The following is a 15,423-nucleotide window of genomic DNA, read 5'->3' as shown; positions in this document are numbered from 1 at the left end:
GATCATGTACGTCATCACGGGAATCAGCGGAAAGGTAGGCGGCGCGCTCGCCAATGCATTGCTCGACGCGGGTCAGACGGTCCGCGCGGTCGTGCGCGATGCGAAGAAGGGCGACGCGTGGAAGGCGCGCGGCTGCGAGGTGGCGCTCGCCGACATGACGGATGCGCGAGCGCTCACGCGTGCGTTCGAAGGCGCGACGGGCGTGTTCATTCTTCCGCCCTCGGATTTCGATCCGGCGCCCGGCTTTGCGAGCGCGCGCGAAGTGATCGATGCGATCGTCGCCGCTATCGCGCTTGCGAAGCCGAAAAAGATCGTTTGTCTGTCGACCATCGGTGCGCAGGCGAAAGAAAGCAATCTGCTCTCGCAACGCACGCTGATGGAAGAAGCGTTGAGCAAACAGCCGATTCCCGTGACCTTTCTGCGTCCGGGCTGGTTCATGGAAAACAGCGAATGGGACGTCGATACGGCGCGCGCCGAGGGCATCGTCCATTCGTTCCTGCAGCCGCTCGATCGCGCCATCCCGATGATCGCCACGGAAGACGTCGGCCGCGCCGCCGCCGCCTTGCTCCAAGAGGATTGGAGTGGCGTGCGGTATGTCGAACTCGAAGGCCCGCAACGCGTCAGCCCAAACGATATCGCAGCGGCGTTCGCGCAGACGCTCGGTAAGCCGGTGCGCGCGCAAGCCGTGCCGCGCGAACAGTGGGAAGCGTTATTCGTGAGTCAGGGCATGCGGCATCCCACGCCGCGCATGCGCATGCTCGACGGCTTCAACGAAGGCTGGATCGACTTCGAAGGCCCGGTGGAGCGTGTCCGTAAGGGCTCGGTCTCGCTGCTGGCGGTGATCGGGAAACTCGTTTCCTCGCGCTGAAGTTTCAAGGCGCCGCTTCGGTCTGCGCGCGCGCGAGTTCCGCGTGCGCTTCGTCCACCTTGCGCTGGCGCTCCGCGATCTTCTTCGCGCTCTTGCCTTCGGTCTTCGCTTTCTGCAGATCGTGCTCGCGTTCGGCGAGCTTCTTTTGCGCGGATGCGACCTTGCGCTGGCTCTCGTTGCGTAAGGACGCTTCCGTGCAATTGGCGTTCAGTTTGCCAAGTGCGGTTTCCAGGCCATCGATACGACTCGCATTGCCATGCGCACGCGCATAGGTAATTTCCTCTTCGATTGAGGCGCGCTTCGAGTCGCAACTGGTCTGTGCGGAACAGAAAAGCGGCATGGCCGCCATTGCCAGACATGCCGCCGTGAACGCCGTTTTCATAGTCGATCCTCGCGATGAATGGTCCGTCAGCATAGCGCAAAGCGCTTGACCCATTTGCCTGCTTGCGCCAACTTGCCGGTTGCGGATCTGTCGATCGAAACGAAAGATGGCTTGGAATGTCCGGCGCTTCATTCACGCACGCGCGAAAGCACGGCGAGCGCGGCGAGCAAGCCCGACGTCTTATCACCAACGCAGCAAGCGCGGCCCGAGCCATGCGCCGATAGCGGCAGGCATGAGCATGCCGATGGCATACCACACGCTCCAGAACGCGGGGCTCATCTCCGGGCAATGCAGGCAATACGCCAGCGTGGCGAGCGAGCTTGCGAGTAAGCCCGCGACCGCCCCAGCGAGCCGCAAACGTGTGGGTGCAAGCCCCTTGACGGCCCAAAACACGGCCGGAAACGTCGGCAACGATAGCAGCGTGATATTGAACGGACAACTGCGCCACGAATGCCCAAGAACGAGCGGCGCGCGGTCCACGGGAAGCGCGGCCGCGAGGACGAACGCCCCGGCAACCCACACGACGACGAAAGGCAGCACCACGAGCGCCCACGCATGACCCGCGCGCGCACCCGGCCTGCCGAGCCGCGTCACGACGAGCAACGCGCCGATGCCGACGCACGAGGGAAATGCGATCTTCGCCCAGAACATCGCGGTGCCCGCGACGCTGCGCAAGTCGGGCCGCATTCCATAGACCATCAGCATCAACACGACGGAGCCGAGCACACCGAGCGGCAACGCCTCGCCGAAGCGTCGTGCAATGGCCGCGCGATCGACGCGCGTTGCGCCATTCGAGAGGAGATCGATCAGGTCATCGGTTTTCATCGGATACCCCGGATGCGCGCGGCAAGCGCCTTCAGGCCGCGATGCACGCCCACCTTCACCGCCGACTCGGACAGCCCCGTGATGCGCGCCGTTTCGGTGACGGAAAGGCCTTCGAGCTTGACATGGACGATAGGCAAGCGCTGTTTGTCAGGAAGATGTTCGAGCAATTTGCCGATGTCGTGACGCGCGCGCGCGGGTCCGTCGTCGCTGAGCGCGAAGAGGTCCGTATGGTCGTCGAGCGGGTCGTTCAGCGATTCGTGACGCGAGCGCGAGCGGAAGAAGTCGGTCAGCTTGTAGCGGGCAATGGCATGCACCCACGCCGTGAGCGGTTCGTCCGGCCGATACGTATGCCGCGCATTGTGCACGGCGAGCAGGATTTCCTGCACGAGGTCTTCGACATCTTCGCGATGCTGCGGAATACGTTTGCGCAGATAAGCCCGCAAATGCCGCGTCAGCGCCTGCAGGAATTCGCGGTAGGCAGTCTGCTCGCCGTCCAGGCCGAGCACGAACAGAGCCTTCAGGCGGTGTTCCGCGTCATGCAAGATGGGTCCTGTGTTGACGAGGCGACAAATGGGCGATTCCGCATTGCGCTGCGTGGCCGCGCGGTCACGTTCACGTTCTGGATCGGTCGATCCAGAATAGCCGAAGCCAAGATGCGTCGCAACATTGGCGCTGATTGCGTGCAACGTGCCGTCGGTGTTCATCGTCATCGTCGTGTAGTGGAAGGGTCGACCTGGGTAGTTCGTTGCAAAGCGTCCCGTGGTTACAGTTTCTTTGCATCGATAAAAATAATGTGTCGCTGTAACCGGCGGCGCGTTGGCGGCGAATTACTCGGAACACAACCGCGTTGCGCCCGAACGATCATGCAAACCACTCTTGTCGATCAGCCTTCTGAACTCGTGCATCCGCTCTGGCTGCGCGTCTCGCACTGGCTCAATGCCTTTGCCGCTTTCATCATGCTGTTCTCGGGATGGCGCATCTACGACGCATCGCCCGTCTTTCCCGGCTTCGTCATTCCGCCATCGATCACCCTTGGCGGCTGGCTCGGTGGCGCGTTGCAATGGCATTTCGCGGCCATGTGGCTGCTGTTCTTCAACGGCATCTTCTATCTGATACTCAATCTCGCGAGCGGCCGTTTCCTCGCCAGGTTCTTCCCAGTGTCGCCACGCGCCGTATGGCGTGACCTGGTCGCGGCGCTCACCGGCAAGCTCTCGCATGGCGACTTGCGCCAGTACAACGCGGTGCAGAAGCTCGCGTATCTCGTCGTCGTGATCGATCTGATGGTGCTCGTGCTCTCAGGGCTCGCGATCTGGAAGTCGGTGCAGTTTCCGCTGCTGCGCGAACTCATGGGCGGCTATGACCGGGCGCGCGTCGTCCATTTCTGCGCGATGGCGGTGATGGCGGCGTTCATCGTCGTCCATGTGGCGATGGTCGCACTCGTGCCGCGTTCGCTTCTGACCATGCTGCGCGGCCGTTGAACCGATACGAGACTCCACGATGAAACCCAAGGACAGAAGCATCATGACGCTCGATCGCGCATCGATTCTCGCGGATGCGCGGCGCGAACTCGATATGCCGTCGCGGCGTCTTTTCGGCAAGCGCCTGTTGTCGCTCGGCGGACTGGCGATGCTCACCGGCTGCTCGATCACCGACGACGACTCGGTGAACACATTTTTGACTGCGGTATCGCGGCTCAACGACCGCGTGCAAGGCGCGCTATTCGATCCCGCGCGGCTCGCACCGACCTACACGGAAGCGCAAATCACGCGGCCGTTTCCATTCAACGCGTTCTACGGAATCGACGACGTACCGAGCGTGAATGGCAGCGACTATCGGCTGAAGGTGAGCGGGCTCGTGGCGGGGCAGCGCGTATGGACCTTGCCGCAGCTTTACGCGCTGCCGCATGCCGAACAGATCACGCGTCATATCTGCGTGGAAGGCTGGAGCGCCGTAGGACGTTGGGGCGGCACGCCGTTCTCGGAGTTCCTGCGTCGCGCCGGCGCGGATACGACGGCGAAGTATGTCGGTTTTCGTTGCGCGGACGACTACTACGAGAGCATCGACATGCCGACGGCGCTGCATCCGCAGACACTGCTCACTTTCGATTACGACGGCGAACGCTTGCCGGCGAAATACGGTTATCCGATGAAGCTTCGCATGCCGACCAAGCTCGGCTACAAGAACCCGAAGCATATCGTCGAGATCTTCGTCACGAACACGTATCCCGGCGGCTATTGGGTCGACCAGGGCTACAACTGGTTCGGCGGTTCATGATCGCCGCTCGTTGAAATCCGGCTTTGGCCGGAGCAAAAGACTCAACCTCACTCACTCAAGGAGAAGTAGCATGAAGCAATTGATGACGGCAGTTTTCACCGCGGTCCTTGCAATCGGCACGACGGCCGCATACGCGCAGGCAAGCGATACGATGGCGCAGGGCTCGATGAGCAAGGACAGCATGTCTCACGATTCCATGAGCAAGGACGCGATGTCGCATGACTCGATGGGCAAGGGCGACAAGATGAAGAAGCACGACAAGATGAGCAAGGATCACGCGGCTTCGGGCGCGATGGCGCAGTAAGCGCAAAGGCCGGGAGTGATATCCCGGCCTTATTCCTTTTAGGACAGATGCGCTTCAACGCCATGCGAAGCGACAACCGCTGCGGCAACGAGCATCACGAAGACTCACGTCCCGCGCACCACCGCCATCCTGTCTTCACCGTCTCGACTTCCGGCACTTCGCGCCACCATTTCTCACCGCGATGCGGCTCGACCAGATTCAGCCGCTCGCCCATGCGCGGCGTCGCCAGCGCGATACCCCGTGCAAGCGCGAGCCCCGTCACGCGCTCGAACGGTTCCTGCCAGCGATGCATCGCCAGATCGAACGTGCCGTTGTGAATGGGCACGAGCCAGCGGCCGCGCAAGTCCACGTGCGCCTGGACGGTCTCCTCGGGCTGCATGTGCACGTAGGGCCATTGCGCATCGTAGGCGCCGGTTTCGATGAACGCGACATCGAACGGTCCGAGTCGCTCGCCGATGGTCCGGAATCCTTCGAAATAGCCGGTATCGCCGCTGAAGAACACGCGCAAGGCGTCATCGACGATCACCCACGACGCCCACAACGTGCTGTTGCCATCGAAGAGACTGCGGCCGGAAAAGTGCTGAGCGGGCGTCGCGGTGAATGCGAGGCCGTCTAGCTCCACGCTTTGCCACCAGTCGAGCTGGCGCACCTTGCTCGCGTCGATGGCCCATTCGATCAGCCTGTCGCCCACGCCGAGCGGCGTCAGAAACACGTCCGTCGTCGCGGCGAGCGCAAGCACGGTCTCGCGGTCGAGATGGTCGTAGTGATCGTGTGAAAGGATCACGCCGCGCAACGGCGGCAGGTCGGCAAGCGCGATGGGCGCCGCATGAAAACGCTTCGGCCCGACATTGCGGAACGGCGATGCGCGCTCGCCGAACACCGGGTCGGTCAGCCAGAACTCGCCGCGCAGTTTGAAGAGCAGCGTGGAGTGGCCGAGGCGAAAGAGGCTGCGGTCCGGCGCGGCATCGAGTTGCGCGCGCGTCAGTGTCAGCACGGCCGGCGGCTCTACGGGCGCGGTGCCGCGCGGCTTGTTGACGATCATGTTCCACATGATGCGCAAGGTCTTGCCCATGCCCTCGGCCGGACGCGGCTTGACATTGCGAAAGCGCTCGCCGTCGTGCTGCGGCGACGTATGCGACAGTTCGCGTCCGCGCCTGGCTGCGGTGAGTCCGAGCGCGCGGCTGATCGAGGCGGTAATCGACGTCATGGCAAATGGCATCCGGTTGGTGCAGCAGGAAAGTAGACTGCCCAGTGTAGTTTATTTCCGAGATGAAAGTAAACCGCTCAGTGTAAAATTGCCTGATGGAATCGAACGCTGACCAACCTCGTCTGACCGACCGCAAACGCGCCGCCATCGTGAGCGCGGCGGTTGAGGAATTCATCGCCTCGGGTTATGACGCCACGAGCATGGACCGCATCGCGGCGCGCGCGGGGGTATCGAAGAGAACGGTGTACAACCATTTCGACGGCAAGGACGCGCTGTTCGCGGCGATCCTCCATCAGTTGTGGACCGCAAGCCAGTCCGACGACGCTCCTTCCTACGACCCTCGATCGCCGTTGCGTGCGCAGTTGCTCGACCTGCTTGCGCGCAAGTTGAATCTGTTGAACGACGCCGCGTTTTTATCGCTTGCGCGAGTGGCGATTGCGGAGGGCATTCATTCGCCCGAGCGCGCGCGGGAGATGGTCGGCAAGCTTGGCGAGCGCGAAGAAGACTTGACGCGATGGATACGCTCCGCCGCCGCCGATGGCCGCCTGAATGTGGCGTCGGACCCGGCGTTCGCGGCGCAGCAGTTGCATGGCATCGTCAAGGGATTCGCGTTCTGGCCGCAGGTCACGATGGGTCAATCGCCCTTGTCCAAGCGCGAGCAGAAGCGGGTGGCGGAAGCGGCGGTGGATCTCTTTCTGGCGGGGTATGGCGTGCCCGATTCATCGTCGAAATAACTCCAGTTTTTCCCTTAAAACAAGGTTCGAACGAATGAGACTGAAAGGAAAAGTAGCGATCATCACGGGCGCGGCGCAGGGCATCGGCGCGGCCACGGCACTCAAGTTCGCGCAGGAAGGCGCGATCGTCGCGGCATGCGACCGCAACGCGGAAGCGCTGGGAGCGGTGGTCGAAGCGTGTCGGCAAGCGGGCGCCCAAGCGAGCGCATTCTGCGTCGATATGTCGGATCGTGAGCGCGTCGACGAGATGGTGGCGACGGTACGCGACCGCTATAAGCGCATCGACGTGCTCGTGAACAATGCGGGCATCACGCGTGACGCACGCCTGCAGAAAATGACGCTCAAGCAATTCGACGATGTCATCGACGTGAATCTGCGCGCCGTCTTTCACGCGAGCCAGGCCGTGGTCGATGGCATGATCGCGCAAGGTTCGGGCGTGATCCTGAATGCGAGTTCGGTGGTCGGCATCTACGGCAATTTCGGGCAGACCAATTACGCGGCGGCCAAGTTCGGCGTGATCGGTTTCACGAAAACGTGGAGCCGTGAACTCGGGCCGAAGGGCATCCGCGTGAATGCGGTTGCACCCGGTTTCGTCGATACCCCGATTCTCGCGACCATCCCCGCCGAAGTGCTAGAAAAGATGCGCGCCAATGTGCCGCTCGGCCGTCTCGGCAAGCCCGAGGAAGTCGCGAATGTCTATGCGTTCCTCGCAAGCGACGAAGCCAGTTACGTCAACGGCGCGGTGATCGAGGTAGCGGGCGGCATGACGCTTTGAAGGTTGGCGTTCAGCCCGGTTCCTTCACTTGCCCGGCTTGCGCGGCGGCGTCTTGCGCCGCCTCTTCTTCCGCACGCCAGCGCTGACGCGATCGATACATCGTCGCCAGCGCAATGCGCGCCATCTTCACCCAGCCCGAACGGCGCGGATCGGCCAACATGCTGAGCGCGCGCGCGTAGTCGAGCGTCAGGCCCGGCGTCCACGCCATGGTCGCCGCGCGCTTGCGCACTTGCGCCGCCACCCATAGCTCGGGCGTCGTCATGATGCGCACGAGCGGATTCCACCCGCCCCGCTTGCCCCAAACACGCGCCGATGCGCCTTCGATGGCCGCTTCGAGCGCGCGCGCCACGGTGCTCGAACAGTTGCGATACGTGAGGTTGTAGGTCGTGTCGCGCTGATATTCCTGCCAGAAGCGCGCGAGCCTTTCGGGATCGTAATTGCGGATGCGTACCTGTTGCGTCGACGGGCACCATGCTTTCGATTCGGTCGCGTAGTCGGGTTGAAACATGCCGGGCACATCGTTATCGCGGGTCGCACGCAAGAGGCGCGAGAACTCGTCCGGCGAGCGGTCTATCTCCACCGCCGGATACAGGCTGATATACACGCCCTCGGGCGTTTCGAGCGCGGCATGGCCGGTCGAGATGGTGCCGTTGCGGTCGACGGCGGCAATGTACCGGTCGATGATCAACTGCCTGCGCGGCTGCATCTTCGCGGTGCCGACCGGCGTCCATACATGCACGGTCAAGGCGGCTTCGTCGGGTCCGGGAGGGCCGTCCCAGACGACGCCCGCGACCGGCGTGCGTGCCGCCTGCACAGACGCCTGCGATGCAGCTGCGGCGGCCGCGGCGTCATCGGCTGCGGGGTTGCGCGCGAGACGCCGCACGCGCGAGGCGAGCAGCAGCATGTTCCATCCACCGAAGAAAAGGCCGAACGCCACGCAATAAGCCACCGTGCCCGCGTAGTAATCCGGATACGGCTGGTAGAAGAAAATGGCGATGGCGATCTCGAACACGCCGCCTGCCATCGCGAGCTTCCAACGGCGATAGCGGACCACGCGCGCGGAGACGATCTGCAACGCGCCATCCACGAGAAAGAGCGTGCCGAAGATGAGCGACAGCACGAAGTTGCCGCGCTCGCCGCCGATCAGCACGAGCAGCGCCGACAAAGAGAACGCCGCGCTCTTCACATAGCGCAGCGTGCGTTGCCCGCCCATGCCGGTCCACGCAACCGCAAGCGTGGCGAGTCCTTCGAGCAGCAAGGCGAGCGCGAACGGGATGATGGGAAAGTACAGCGAGCCGTCGAGGGCATCGACGAAAATGACTCCGCCCAGCGCGATGCTCAGAAAGCCGAGCACCATGACTTCGCGCCAGCGCGTGCGCAGATAGTCCACGCCGAGAAGAATCATCACGAGACGAACCATGTCGAAGCTCCGTCGAACTGTTCGGTGCGTGGAGTGCGTCCATTCGCAAACGACGCGGCCACTCACTATATAAAGCATCGGACGGGGAAGCGGCAAGCTCGCGATGACAAGCCCTAACCTAACGCCTGACTGGCGATGGCGTATTCGATCGATGTGGCATCGACGGGCAAGGGACCATTGCGCACCACGCGCTCGATGCTGTCGACATGCGGCAAGCCGAGGCCTTCGAGCCATGTCGAAAGTCCGAGCCTCGCGGGGGTATCGACACGTACGAACATACCTGCATGCAGCGCGAGCCAATAACTGATGAGCGCTTTCGCGCGGCTTTCATTCGGCGAGTCGGGCGCGACCACCGGGCCGATCACATGACCGTCGCCGAAGCGCCGGAACAATGCGAAGCCGAGCAACTCGCCGTCGCGATCGAGCGCGATACCGCTTGCGACATCGAGTAATTGCGGCAGCACGGCGCTGCGATCCAGCCCGCTTGCACGCGAGGCGAGATCGACCAGACGCGGCGTGTCGTTCGCGCCGATGGGCCGCAGCCGCTCGCCCGGCGGCAGCGAAACGAGCGGCGGCTGAAACGCCGCGCCCTGATGCTGATGGATGGTGCCGGTCTTCTCGAAGCCGAGCGTTTCGCATAGCGCGAGCCCGGAACCGATCGCATGCATGACGACCGTGCGCGCGCCGAGTTCCCGTATGTGCCGCTCGATCAGCTCACGTCCGATGCCGAGTTGCTGATGCTCCGGCGACACGATGAACATGCCGATGGACGCGGCCTCCACACCGAACTTCCACGCGAGCGCCGTACCGACCACTGCGCCGGAAGCGTCGACGGCGGCGATGCCGCTGCTGGTCTGCGCGGCAAATCGCCAGTCGTCCGGGCGATGCCGCCACCGGACGGCGCTCGACAACGCGTGTCCTGCCGCGATGTCGTCGGGCGTGAAAGCGCGATATCGAATCGCCTCGTGCTGATTAGAGTCGGGCACGCCGGCCTCCTGGTTCTGAGCGTTCTGTAGACGGTTATCGCGACTGTGACACCGCACAACGCGCATGACTAGGACGATCTTCCTATCAAGCGTTGCGCTTTTGATGCAATGCAAAACCACGGGTTACGCGTGCAAGAACGCGCCCGATATGCCGATTGCGCAATTTTGTCAGCGAATTATGCCGGGCCTTCGGACCTAAGATTTCATACGACATCAACGCATACAAGGCCCAAGCACATGGACCGTTTCGATCCCGCCGTCATTGCCGTGCCGCGCGGCCACTTCATCGGTGGCGAGTTCGTCGATGCAGGCACCACGCGCATCGACGTCACGCGGCCTTCGGATGGCGTCGCGTACGCATCCATTCCAGTCGCCGATGCGGCCATGATCGACCACGCCGTGCAGAACGCCTACACCGCGTGGCGCACGAGCGGCTGGGCAAGCTGCGCGCCGCGCGAGCGGGCCCGCGTGCTGCGCCGTTTCGCGGATCTCGTTGCCGCCGACGCCGCCACGCTCGCGCCGCTCGAAGCGCTCGGCTCCACGCGTCCCGTGCGCGATGCATTCAACTGGGACGTGCCGTTCACCGCCGAAGGCATCCGCTTCTACGCGGAACTCGCCGACAAGATCGGCGGTGAGGTCGCGGCGACGGATCATCGGCACCTCGGCATGACCATGACCGAGCCGTATGGCGTGATCGGCGCCATCGCACCGTGGAATTTTCCGCTGGTGATGGCGTCGTGGAAGATCGCACCGGCGCTCGCGGCCGGTAACGCGGTGGTTCTCAAGCCTTCGGAGATGACGCCGTTTTCGGTGCTGCGTCTCGCCCGGCTCGCGCTCGAAGCAGGCGTGCCGCCGGGCATCTTCAATGTCGTTCAGGGCGATGGCCGCACGACCGGCGACGCGCTCGTGCGTCATCCGCGCATCGCCAAGGTGACGTTCACGGGATCGACACGCACGGGCGCCGCGATCATGGCCGCCTGCGCCGAGACCGGCACCAAGCCCGTGACGCTGGAACTGGGCGGCAAGAGTCCGCAGATCGTCTTCGCGGATGCCCCGCGTATCGATGAAGTCGCGCGGCGTATCGCCGGTGCGATCGCCGGCAACGCGGGCCAGGTATGCGTCGCGGGATCGCGGCTCCTGGTCGAGCGTTCGATCGCGGATGAACTCGCCGATCGCATTGCACATGTATTCGGCGAACTGCATGCCGGACCGACCTGGGCCGCCGACACCACCTTGCCGCCGATCATCTCCGAGCCGCAAGCCGCGCGTATCGAAGCGATCGTACAACGCAGCGTCGCGAGCGGCGCCGCGCTGCGCTGCGGCGGAGAACGCCCGCATGCCGCGACGCCCGGACCGTTCTATGCGCCGACGCTTCTGACCGGCGTGACACAGGAATCGGAAGCCGTGCGCCACGAAATCTTCGGCCCGGTGCTGACCCTGCAAGCCTTCGACAGCGAAGAGGAAGCGCTCGCACTCGCCGCTCACCCCGACTATGGCCTCGCCGCCGGCGTGCACACGGCAGACCTCGGCCGCGCGCTGCGCATGGTGCGCGGCATCGAGGCGGGCACGGTGTGGGTCAACCGCTACGGCCGCACCAGCGACTTCGTGATTCCCACCGGCGGCTACAAGGGTTCGGGCATCGGCAAGGACCTCGGGCGGCAAGCCTTCGAAGCCAATTTGCGCATCAAGAGCGTGCTGATCGACATCGGCCAATGAACGATCGATCGTGCGTCGGAAACGCGCCGCATAAGCTGCTGCGGACATGCCTCGAAAGAGTTGTTTTGCATGGTCGAAGCACCCGCATTCAACGACATCAGTATTTTTGCCCTGATTAAATTTTCTTCAGGAAATGCGTTTTTCCTGGCCCTCGCCCCTGAACCCTGCGGTTCATTACCCGATAGGACTGACACCATGATCGATTTCGAGCCTAAGTACATCACCTTCGACTGCTACGGCACGCTGACGAAGTTCCGCATGGCCGATATGGCCCGCGAGATGTACGGCGACCGTCTGAAGGGCGCCGAGCTTGAAAAGTTCGTCGCATTCTTTTCCGGATACCGCCGCGATGAAGTGCTCGGCGCGTGGAAGCCGTATCGCGATGTCATCGTCAATGCCGTGCGCCGTGCGTGCCAGCGCATGAACGTCGAGTTCAACGAAGCCGAAGCCGAAAAGTACTACCTCGCCGTGCCGAGCTGGGGCCCGCATCCGGACGTCCCGGAAGGTCTGTCGCGTCTCGCTTCGAAGTACAAGCTCGTGATTCTCTCGAACGCATCGAACGACCAGATTCAAAGCAACGTCGACAAGCTCGGCGCGCCGTTCCATCGCGTGTTCACGGCACAGCAGGCGCAGTCGTACAAGCCGCGCATGCAAGGCTTCGAGTACATGTTCGACCAGCTCGACTGCAACCCCGAAGACGTGCTGCACGTGTCGTCGAGCCTGCGCTACGACCTGATGACCGCGCACGACATGGGCGTGAAGCACAAGGCGTTCGTCAAGCGCGGCCACGAGCCGAGCACGCCGTACTACGAGTACTACGAAGTCGACACCATCGGCGATCTCGCCACCGAGCTCGGCCTGTAATCGTCATCCTCCGGACCCGCCGATGAAACTCGACTCCTACTGGCTCGATACCGCACCCGCCTTCACGGCGGCGCAGGAAGGCCCGGCCGATGGCCGGGTCGATGTGGCGGTGATCGGCGGCGGCTTCACCGGTCTGTCGGCGGCGCTGGCGCTTGCCAAACGCGGCGCGAGCGTCGCCGTGTTCGATGCGGGGAAAATGGGCGGCGGCGCTTCCGGGCGCAACGGCGGCCAGTGCAACACCGGCGTGGCGCAGGACTATGCGGCGTTGCGCTCGCAACTGGGCGTCGAGCGTGCGCAGGGCTGTTATCGCGCGTATGCGGCCGCCGTCGATACCGTCGAGCGTTTGATTCGCGAGGAAGGTATCGATTGCGATTATGTTTCGACGGGTAAGCTCAAGCTCGCGTCGAAGCCGCATCATCTCGCGCATATCGAACGGACCGCCGAACTCATTCGCCGCGAAGTCGATCCCGATATCGACGTGCTGACTCGCGAACAGGTTCGCGGCGAAGTGCAGTCGGACAGTTTTCATGGCGGCTTGCTGCAACGTCATGGTGGCCAGATGCATATGGGCAAGTTCGCGGCGGGTCTTGCGAACGCCGCCGTGCGGCAAGGCGCGAAGCTTTTCGAACATGCGGAAGTGCGCGGCATCACGAAGGAAGACGGCGGATTTCGAATCGATACGGCGCGCGGCGCGGTGAGCGCAAAGCAAGTGTTGATCGCGACCGGTCCTTCCAAGCACGGTCCGTTCTCATGGTACAGACGCAGGCTCGCGCCGGTGGGCTCGTTCATCATCGTGACCGCGCCGCTGCCGGCAGAAGAGCTCGCGCGCATCTTGCCCAAGCGCCGCTCCTACACCACGAGCCGCCTCATGCATAACTATTTTCGCGTGACGCCGGATGCGCGTTTGCTGTTCGGCGGACGCGCGCGCTTCACGGCATCCGAAAGACCTTCGGATGCGAAGAGCGGCCGCATCCTGCAGGACAACCTCGCGCAGATGTTCCCGAGTCTCGCGAGCGTGGGCATCGACTATTGCTGGGGCGGTCTCGTCGATATCACCGCGGACCGTCTGCCGCGCGCCGGGCAGCACGACGGCATCTACTTTTCGATGGGCTACAGCGGCCACGGCACGCAGATGTCCACGCACATGGGCCAGGTCATGGCCGACGTGATGAACGGCAAGGCCGACGCCAATCCGTGGCGCGATTTCGACTGGCCCGCCATTCCGGGTCACACGGGCAAGCCGTGGTTCCTGCCGTTGGTCGGTGCGTACTACTCGATCAAAGACGTTTTCTATTGAAGCATCGAAGCATCGAAGCATCGAAGCAAATACAGCCAGCCGGAAACAACCGAGCCGGCGATTCATTCAGCCCCAATCTCACGCGGAGAAGTTCATGAGCATCGATCAATCGCCTGATGCAGTCGACCATGCCGGTATCCGGCTCGACGAACTGACGAAAAAAGGCGCGTCGCGCCGTAGCGTGCTGCGCGCGCTGACCGCGGGCGGCTTGCTGTCCGTCACCGGCACGGGCCTGCTTTCCGTGAGCGGCGCCGCGTTCGCGCAGGAAAAGCCGAAGCAGGGCGGACGGATTCGCGTGGCGACGCAATCGTCTTCGTCCGCCGATACGCTCGACCCCGCCAAGGGCGCGCTCGGCACCGACTACGTGCGCGGCTTCATGATCTACAACGGCCTGACCGAACTGGATTCGCATCTCGGCGCGCAGATGTCGCTGGCTGAATCGCTCGAAACGAAAGACGCGACCGTGTGGGTCGTGAAGCTCAGAAGCGGCGTGCAGTTCCACGACGGCAAGTCGCTCGCGCCGCAGGACGTGATCTATTCGCTGATGCGTCACAAGGATGCAGCGGTCGGCTCGAAGGCCAAGACCATTGCCGACCAGTTCAAGGACGTGAAGGCCACCGGCCCGAACGAAGTGACCATCACGCTCGCCGGCGCGAACGCCGACCTGCCCGTGATTCTCGCGGATTCGCACTTCCTCATCATCAAGGATGGCACCACCGACTTCAAGACGGCGATCGGCACGGGTCCGTTCAAGGTCAAGGAATTCACGCCAGGCGTGCGTACGGTCGGCGTGCGCAACGAGAAGTACTGGAAGCCGGGCCTGCCGCATCTGGATGAAGTGGAGCTGATCGGTATCGCCGATGAATCCGCGCGCGTCAACGCGCTTCTGTCCGGCGACGTGCAACTGATCAACGCGGTGAGCGCGCGCTCGACGGACCGCATCAAGGGCACGCAAGGCTTCAACGTGCTGGAAACGAAGACGGGTCAATACACCGACCTGATCGTGCGCGACGACGGCGGCATCACGGGCACGAGCGATTTCCGGCGCGGCATGATGCACTTGATGGATCGCGACCAGATTCGCCAGACCGTGTTTCGCGGCTATGGCGCGATCGGCAACGACCAGCCGATCGATCCGACCAACAAGTACTACATGGCCGGTCTGCCGCAACGCAAGTTCGATCCGGACAAGGCCAAGTTCTACTTCCAGAAGGCGAAGCTCGGCAGCGCGCCGGTGCAACTGTACGCATCGCCGGCGGCTGAGGGTTCGGTCGAAATGGCCGTGCTCTTGCAACAGGTCGCGCCGCAAGCGGGCCTGAATCTGCAAGTGGTGCGCGTGCCCGCCGACGGCTATTGGTCGAATCACTGGATGAAGCATCCGCTCGGCTACGGCAACATCAACGCACGCCCGAGCGCGGATGTGCTGTTCACGCAGTTCTTCAAGTCCGATGCACCGTGGAACGAAGCCAACTGGAAGAACCCGCAGTTCGACCAGATGCTGGTGGCCGCGCGCGGCGAGCCGGACGACGCCAAGCGCAAGAAGATCTACGGCGACATGCAGCAGCTCGTGCACGAGGACGGCGGCATCGGCATTCCGATGTTCCAGAGTTCCCTCGATGCCCACACCGCGAAGCTCAAGGGTCTCGGCTCGATTCCGCTCGCCGGTCTCGGCGGCTTCATGTTCGCGGAAAAGGTCTGGCTCACGGCGTAAAGCACGCTGCGTCTCAAGCGACATCGCGCGCCCTCAACGGACGGCGCGCGAACCTCAAAC

The 15,423-nt window shown here is 63.3% G+C and carries 16 protein-coding genes; 10 read left to right on the top strand and 6 right to left on the bottom strand.

Annotation, left to right across the window (positions count from 1 at the left end; genetic code table 11):
- Positions 1-4: 4 nt before the first annotated feature.
- Positions 5-868, top strand: a complete 864-nt coding sequence (locus P9250_RS09660) for an NmrA family NAD(P)-binding protein (RefSeq protein WP_310392629.1) — start codon at positions 5-7, stop codon at positions 866-868.
- A gap of 4 nt (positions 869-872) precedes the next feature.
- Here the strand turns inward: P9250_RS09660 and P9250_RS09655 are convergent, their stop codons facing one another.
- From P9250_RS09655 to P9250_RS09645, 3 genes are all read right to left on the bottom strand, one after another.
- Positions 873-1,250: a DUF1090 domain-containing protein gene (locus P9250_RS09655; protein WP_310392628.1), complete on the bottom strand. Its 378-nt coding sequence runs from the start codon at positions 1,248-1,250 to the stop codon at positions 873-875.
- A 183-nt stretch (positions 1,251-1,433) separates the two neighbouring features.
- The gene (locus P9250_RS09650; RefSeq protein WP_310392627.1) at positions 1,434-2,075 is read right to left on the bottom strand and encodes a DUF1109 domain-containing protein; all 642 of its coding nucleotides are present in this window, start codon (positions 2,073-2,075) and stop codon (positions 1,434-1,436) included.
- Positions 2,072-2,617 (bottom strand): sigma-70 family RNA polymerase sigma factor, encoded by a 546-nt coding sequence (locus P9250_RS09645; protein ID WP_310392787.1) that lies wholly within the window; start codon positions 2,615-2,617, stop codon positions 2,072-2,074. Before P9250_RS09645 ends, P9250_RS09650 begins: the two co-directional genes overlap by 4 nt.
- Positions 2,618-2,938: 321 nt before the next feature.
- Between P9250_RS09645 and P9250_RS09640 the strand changes: the two genes are divergently transcribed.
- The 3 genes from P9250_RS09640 to P9250_RS09630 all read left to right on the top strand — a co-directional run bounded on the left by P9250_RS09640 (position 2,939) and on the right by P9250_RS09630 (position 4,653).
- Positions 2,939-3,553, top strand: a complete 615-nt coding sequence (locus P9250_RS09640; RefSeq protein WP_244830104.1) for a cytochrome b/b6 domain-containing protein — start codon at positions 2,939-2,941, stop codon at positions 3,551-3,553.
- Between the two features lie 19 nt (positions 3,554-3,572).
- Positions 3,573-4,349, top strand: coding sequence for a molybdopterin-dependent oxidoreductase (locus P9250_RS09635; RefSeq protein ID WP_244830105.1), 777 nt, complete (start codon positions 3,573-3,575; stop codon positions 4,347-4,349).
- Between the two features lie 70 nt (positions 4,350-4,419).
- Positions 4,420-4,653 (top strand): pentapeptide MXKDX repeat protein, encoded by a 234-nt coding sequence (locus P9250_RS09630; RefSeq protein WP_244830106.1) that lies wholly within the window; start codon positions 4,420-4,422, stop codon positions 4,651-4,653.
- A gap of 94 nt (positions 4,654-4,747) precedes the next feature.
- Here P9250_RS09630 and P9250_RS09625 read toward each other — a convergent pair whose 3' ends face one another.
- Positions 4,748-5,860, bottom strand: coding sequence for an MBL fold metallo-hydrolase (locus P9250_RS09625; RefSeq protein ID WP_310392626.1), 1,113 nt, complete (start codon positions 5,858-5,860; stop codon positions 4,748-4,750).
- Positions 5,861-5,955: 95 nt separating this feature from the next.
- On the opposite strand from P9250_RS09625, the gene P9250_RS09620 reads away from it, so the two are divergent.
- Both P9250_RS09620 and P9250_RS09615 read left to right on the top strand, forming a co-directional pair.
- Positions 5,956-6,594 (top strand): TetR/AcrR family transcriptional regulator, encoded by a 639-nt coding sequence (locus P9250_RS09620; protein ID WP_310392625.1) that lies wholly within the window; start codon positions 5,956-5,958, stop codon positions 6,592-6,594.
- A 34-nt stretch (positions 6,595-6,628) separates the two neighbouring features.
- A complete protein-coding gene (locus P9250_RS09615) occupies positions 6,629-7,369 on the top strand; it encodes a beta-ketoacyl-ACP reductase (protein ID WP_310392624.1) in 741 nt (246 codons plus the stop codon).
- 10 nt (positions 7,370-7,379) lie between these two features.
- Here the strand turns inward: P9250_RS09615 and P9250_RS09610 are convergent, their stop codons facing one another.
- Together P9250_RS09610 and P9250_RS09605 are read right to left on the bottom strand one after the other, a co-directional pair.
- Positions 7,380-8,789, bottom strand: a complete 1,410-nt coding sequence (locus P9250_RS09610; protein ID WP_244830110.1) for an HdeD family acid-resistance protein — start codon at positions 8,787-8,789, stop codon at positions 7,380-7,382.
- A gap of 113 nt (positions 8,790-8,902) precedes the next feature.
- Complete coding sequence (locus tag P9250_RS09605) at positions 8,903-9,775, bottom strand: GNAT family N-acetyltransferase (protein WP_310392622.1); 873 nt, start codon at positions 9,773-9,775, stop codon at positions 8,903-8,905.
- Between the two features lie 237 nt (positions 9,776-10,012).
- On the opposite strand from P9250_RS09605, the gene P9250_RS09600 reads away from it, so the two are divergent.
- From P9250_RS09600 to P9250_RS09585, 4 genes are all read left to right on the top strand, one after another.
- Complete coding sequence (locus tag P9250_RS09600) at positions 10,013-11,491, top strand: aldehyde dehydrogenase family protein (protein WP_310392620.1); 1,479 nt, start codon at positions 10,013-10,015, stop codon at positions 11,489-11,491.
- A 195-nt stretch (positions 11,492-11,686) separates the two neighbouring features.
- The gene (locus P9250_RS09595) at positions 11,687-12,355 is read left to right on the top strand and encodes a haloacid dehalogenase type II (protein ID WP_250468443.1); all 669 of its coding nucleotides are present in this window, start codon (positions 11,687-11,689) and stop codon (positions 12,353-12,355) included.
- A 22-nt stretch (positions 12,356-12,377) separates the two neighbouring features.
- Complete coding sequence (locus P9250_RS09590) at positions 12,378-13,652, top strand: FAD-binding oxidoreductase (protein ID WP_309848125.1); 1,275 nt, start codon at positions 12,378-12,380, stop codon at positions 13,650-13,652.
- Positions 13,653-13,746: 94 nt separating this feature from the next.
- On the top strand, positions 13,747-15,363 hold the full coding sequence (locus P9250_RS09585; protein WP_244830115.1) for an ABC transporter substrate-binding protein: 1,617 nt from the start codon (positions 13,747-13,749) through the stop codon (positions 15,361-15,363).
- The last annotated feature ends 60 nt before the right edge of the window (positions 15,364-15,423 follow it).

Origin of the sequence: Caballeronia sp. LP006, assembly GCF_031450995.1 — a bacterium.
Lineage (GTDB): Bacteria > Pseudomonadota > Gammaproteobacteria > Burkholderiales > Burkholderiaceae > Caballeronia.
Note: the sequence above shows the minus strand (reverse complement) of the source record. Positions and strands in the feature narration are given on the sequence as shown.